The organism is Paenibacillus sp. yr247 (assembly GCF_900103825.1).
In the GTDB taxonomy this organism is placed as follows: Bacteria; Bacillota; Bacilli; order Paenibacillales; family NBRC-103111; genus Paenibacillus_E.
In genome coordinates, this window is record NZ_FNIF01000042.1 from 1 (window position 1) to 4,424 (window position 4,424).

A 4,424-nucleotide genomic window follows, 5' to 3' on the forward strand; every position below is an offset into this window, starting at 1 on the left:
TAGTTCTTGCCGTTGCTAAGGGTCATCCATTGGAGAAACATAAAGCGGTTTCTATCCGGGAATTAAGGGAAGAATCGTTTGTATCTTTTAAAGAGGGATCGAGGTTACGTTCACTTGTATATGCGGCGTGCATCAGAGAGGGTTTTGAGCCAATCATTACCTACGAATGCGCTTCTCCGCGGATACTGGTGGCAGAAGACCTCGGGATTTCGATACTCCCTAGGCTGATGGCAGAGACGCCAGGGCCATCTATTTCGATTATCCCACTGGATCCTCCTCTATCTCGTTCGGTGGCCATCTTTTCCTTCGAGGGACGTTATCTCTCGCCGGCAGCCGATATTTTTTTGCGTTATGCAGAAAAGTATCTAGGTCGGGGTATTCCATGACGGGATAGACTCACACTCTCATCAACACTCCCACACTTTCCCCAACAAATTTTTTATGGTAGGGTTCACCTTAACGGTCATAACGGCGAAAAAGGCGAAGGAGCTACCTCGGCAGCTCCCTTTTAGTTGCTATACTTATTACGCTATTGTTTCCATGATAGATGACGTTGTGTCCGACCCAATGCAATCCATCAATCGTAAGCTTCAATGATTCAAGGAATATTTTTTCCGCATCCCTCAGATAAACACTCGCCTCGGCACGTGTTGTTCGTTTGAAGGAATGTTTTTCGAGCATCGTTTCACACTGTGTCTTGATTCTGTTTTCAGTCTCAATAGTCATTGAATTTTCCCTAACAATAAAGATTGTCAGCTGCGGTCAATTGAGATTTCCTCTCAATTGCGGGAAACGATATATGTTCTTGTCCTAAATCGGCAAACGATATAAGTTCTTGTCACTGACTTTTGACAAGAACTTATATCGTTAAAATAAAAAAAACACAATTATGCGGCTTCTTAAGCGTATATGTTCTTGTCACCCGACAGCTAGTAGGGCCTCTATCGATTTATTAAGGTCTGCTAGATGGTCCTGGTATTGAAGAAGCAATTTGATGAGCAGCTGCATGGAGATCAAATGGCTGGAAAAAGCCGTCTCTTTAAAGGGATTTCGCTTTGCTGCAGCCCCTAGGATTTCTGCGCATTCCAAGCACCATGAGACGGATCTGCCGCGTCCAGTAAACCGCCCGATTGCAGTTGTAATCTCCAACTCGGACATTTCTAGGACTTCTTTGGACGTCGGGTGTAAGGCCAGAAATCGAAGGGAAACCTTTGAATAAAGGTCACCAAACACGCCATGATATTCAGGAAAAACTTGATCCAGAATAGCCTGAAACTGTAGTTTTGCTTGGACATACATACCCGTTAAAGATTCATGTTGGCGTGTTAGATAGCGTAAATTCATGAGATGCTGACCCCGCTTTTTGTAGGGTTCAAACTCTTCTTTATAGAACAGAGTCCCTAATAGATGGGCATCAGCGGCATCCGTCTTCAACCGTCGCAAATTGGTTTTCTTGGCGTTATGTGAGATTAAAGGATTAATGACGCACTCAACATTGAAATCCATTTAATTATATTTGATGTGAAATGTGCACATTCACCCTCACCTTTGTCCATATCATGTAAACCTTCAATTGAATCATATATTAGTAGATTATTAATCTGAGAGAAGGATGATGTCTGCGAGCAAAGAACGATTACTCAAGTGGTACGATTTTCATGAATCACCAAGCCCAATGGTCCCTAGCGGAATAGCTTTTGCAACTCCCAGTCTTTTTAGTCAGGAAGTCCGTATTCCTGGATCTATAACTTTAAAACATATTAATTCTAATGATCGCATCGAACTCAAAGCGACAATCGTTTGGGATTTTTCCCTTACCTCCCTAGCAGGTCCACTTGTAATATTAGCAACTCAAAAAATGCAATTTAGTATTTGGCGAGATGCACCTTTTACGGGCAAACGTCTTTGTACTGTATTGGATTCTGGAAGCCTTACTGAAATAATCTCAGCTGTGAGTCTCCCCACCTTCTTTAGCAATACAATTACAACATCATTTGCATACGCAGATAAACATGTAAAAGGAGAAACTCATAAGTTTTATTTGACTGCTGTAGCAGGGGGCGCTTCTGGTTTTCAAGTATTTATTGGAGAAGGCGGTGGTACGCCCCGATCAACTCTTTCAAAGCTCCAACCATTACCGAGGTTCATTTTAATGGCTCCGTTATTGACGAGAACGAGACTTAATTCGTCTTTGTGCATTTCCAATAATATTCAAAAGGAGAATGAGCATGAGCAAAGAACGATTACTCAAGTAGTATGATTTTCATCAATCGCCTAACCCGATGATTCCCGATGATTCAGTTATTGCTACTCTTGTTCTCCCCCTGCTGCCTAATTCTGTTGGTACTGAAGGATAATAAAAATTAATTAAGATGATATCGAATGTACGGATGAAAATGTGAAAATAGACAGCTCTCACAAATACTATCTAACTGCTGCAGCAAGGAACGCTTCAGGAATAATGGTAACTGAAGCTAGTCAAGGTCAAGCTGTACCTGTCACCACATTCAGAAAACCCACCATAACAGAATTCCATTTTAACGGCTATGTCATTGAAAACGAGACATAACTGCCGTTATGAAAAGAAATTACGATGAATAGTTTTTCTCTTTGAACTCTCATGAAAATTAATTCCGCGAAAAACCTTAAAAAGAATAATAAATATCCGAATGATTACTGTGACTTATACCCCAGAACAAGTGGACGTTTACTTATTCTACAGTTTTATTTCTGCCCAATAAAGCTTCTAAAAGGCGCTGATTGTACAAAACTTTTTCATCGTCAGGGATAAATCGACCGGCAATTCCGTTGTGTTTATAGGCGTATTCATATTCTCCCAATTGATAAAAGCAAACACAAAGTTGGAGATGGGGCAGCCAAGTCCAACAAGCATGATTGAGGAAACCCCAGTTATCTTTTGGTATCTTAAGCTCAGTAGCGAGTCTATACCAAAAAACAGCCTTTTCCCACTCGCTATGTTGCATAAATCCATATCCCATTCTGCAGCAAGAGTCCGCACGCGGGGTATCGTATTCAAAAGCTTTGAGAGTATAATACATTTCTCGTTCTGTATTATCTAAATGATGAAAGCAATCGGCCAATTTGCCGCATGCAGCTATTTTGTCTTCAATCCATCCTTGTTTGGTATCTAAAAATTTTTCATAATATTCTACGGCCTGCTCATACAATCCATGGTCCAACCACTCATTTGCGAAATAATATAAATCTCGTGGAGAAAATTCTTCTCCTTTTTCTAAGCGTTGCTTATATATTGTAATATTTCTATCAGAGTTATGGTGTTTTAAAGGTTTATGGAACACGACGATATCGCTGTTAAGGATATTCCCTGCTACATCGAGATATTCATGCACAAAACCGCGCCATTGGAATTTATTTAATCTTTTTACCAATCTGTTTCGCCTGTTGCTGGAGGTCATATTACCGTGTTTGTCTTGGGCAAGGCAATACACCATCGTCACGGAATCAACCGCAGGATCGAGTAGCTCCTTCAATGTCTTTAATTTTTGACAATCTTCTAAAAGTAGGACGTCATCGGAATCCAGCCAAAAAATATAGTCCATTGTTGCATAACTGAATGCAAAATTTCTAGCAGCCGCGAAGTCATTTATCCATTCAAAGTCAAAAATTTTATTGGTGTACTCCAGGCAAATTTCTTTTGTACGGTCAGTTGAGCCTGTATCGACAATAATGATTTCATCTACAACCTGATGGACCGACTTTAAACACCTTCCAATAACTTCTTCCTCATTCTTCACGATCAGGCAAAGGCTTATCGTATTCAATTGGTTCACTCCCAGAAAAAGAACGACATAACTTCACATTATTGATATGCATCGGCCGATGTAAAAGTGAATTTAAAGAAAAATCTCCCTTTATGGGAGATAGTTCTACTAATTTAATTTTTTAATAACAATTGAAGCGTTAACGTTTGTTTGTGTACCTCCCGCTAGAGTCTGTAGGGTAACCGCAGCTGCAGAACTATGATTATGCAAAGTAAGAGTATCGCCAGCTGATATAGCGATTATCGCTTGCCCATTGTTTTGCTGAGTGCCGGCGCCTGAACCGTATACGGTATTCGTAATCGGTGCACCGTTTAAGAATAGTGTAAATTGGTTGGGTTCTACACCAGAAACAGAGAAAGTAACCTCATAATCGCCTGGAGTGGTAACTAAAATTTGAGAGGTTCCGGGAGTATGAATGATTCCAGGTGTAGTTATACCAGTTGAATCAAAAAGGACAGGAGCCTCTATTGCTACAGTTTGAGCACTAAAATTATAAATATACCCGTATTGGGATAGCCCACCTGCGGCCCCTGTTGCACCCGTAGCTCCCGTAGCACCCGTAGCACCCGTAGCTCCCGTAGCTCCTGTAGCACCCGTAGCTCCCGTAGCTCCCGTAGCTCC

The 4,424-nt window shown here is 41.1% G+C and carries 4 protein-coding genes and 1 pseudogene; 2 read left to right on the top strand and 3 right to left on the bottom strand.

Features of this window, described 5'->3' with window-relative positions:
• The coding region (locus BLT91_RS28750) for a LysR substrate-binding domain-containing protein (RefSeq protein WP_254777187.1) at positions 1–386 on the top strand (386 nt) is incomplete at its 5' end.
• A gap of 532 nt (positions 387–918) precedes the next feature.
• Here BLT91_RS28750 and BLT91_RS28760 read toward each other — a convergent pair.
• Positions 919–1,506, bottom strand: a complete 588-nt coding sequence (locus tag BLT91_RS28760; RefSeq protein WP_254777188.1) for an IS110 family transposase — start codon at positions 1,504–1,506, stop codon at positions 919–921.
• 106 nt (positions 1,507–1,612) lie between these two features.
• On the opposite strand from BLT91_RS28760, the gene BLT91_RS28765 reads away from it, so the two are divergent.
• A complete protein-coding gene (locus tag BLT91_RS28765) occupies positions 1,613–2,260 on the top strand; it encodes a hypothetical protein (RefSeq protein ID WP_141225114.1) in 648 nt (215 codons plus the stop codon).
• Positions 2,261–2,711: 451 nt separating this feature from the next.
• On the opposite strand, the gene BLT91_RS28770 is transcribed toward BLT91_RS28765, so the two are convergent.
• Entirely contained in the window at positions 2,712–3,803 is a 1,092-nt protein-coding gene (locus BLT91_RS28770; RefSeq protein ID WP_090827550.1) for a glycosyltransferase, read from the bottom strand.
• Between the two features lie 108 nt (positions 3,804–3,911).
• Positions 3,912–4,424 (bottom strand): annotated as a pseudogene (locus tag BLT91_RS28775) (collagen-like protein); the annotation flags it as partial.

Excerpts from the sequence above, each read along its gene's own strand:
- BLT91_RS28765 (WP_141225114.1), top strand. The coding sequence starts at position 1,613 with ATGATGTCTGCGAGCAAAGAACGATTACTCAAGTGGTACGATTTTCAT.
- BLT91_RS28760 (WP_254777188.1), bottom strand. The coding sequence starts at position 1,506 with ATGGATTTCAATGTTGAGTGCGTCATTAATCCTTTAATCTCACATAAC.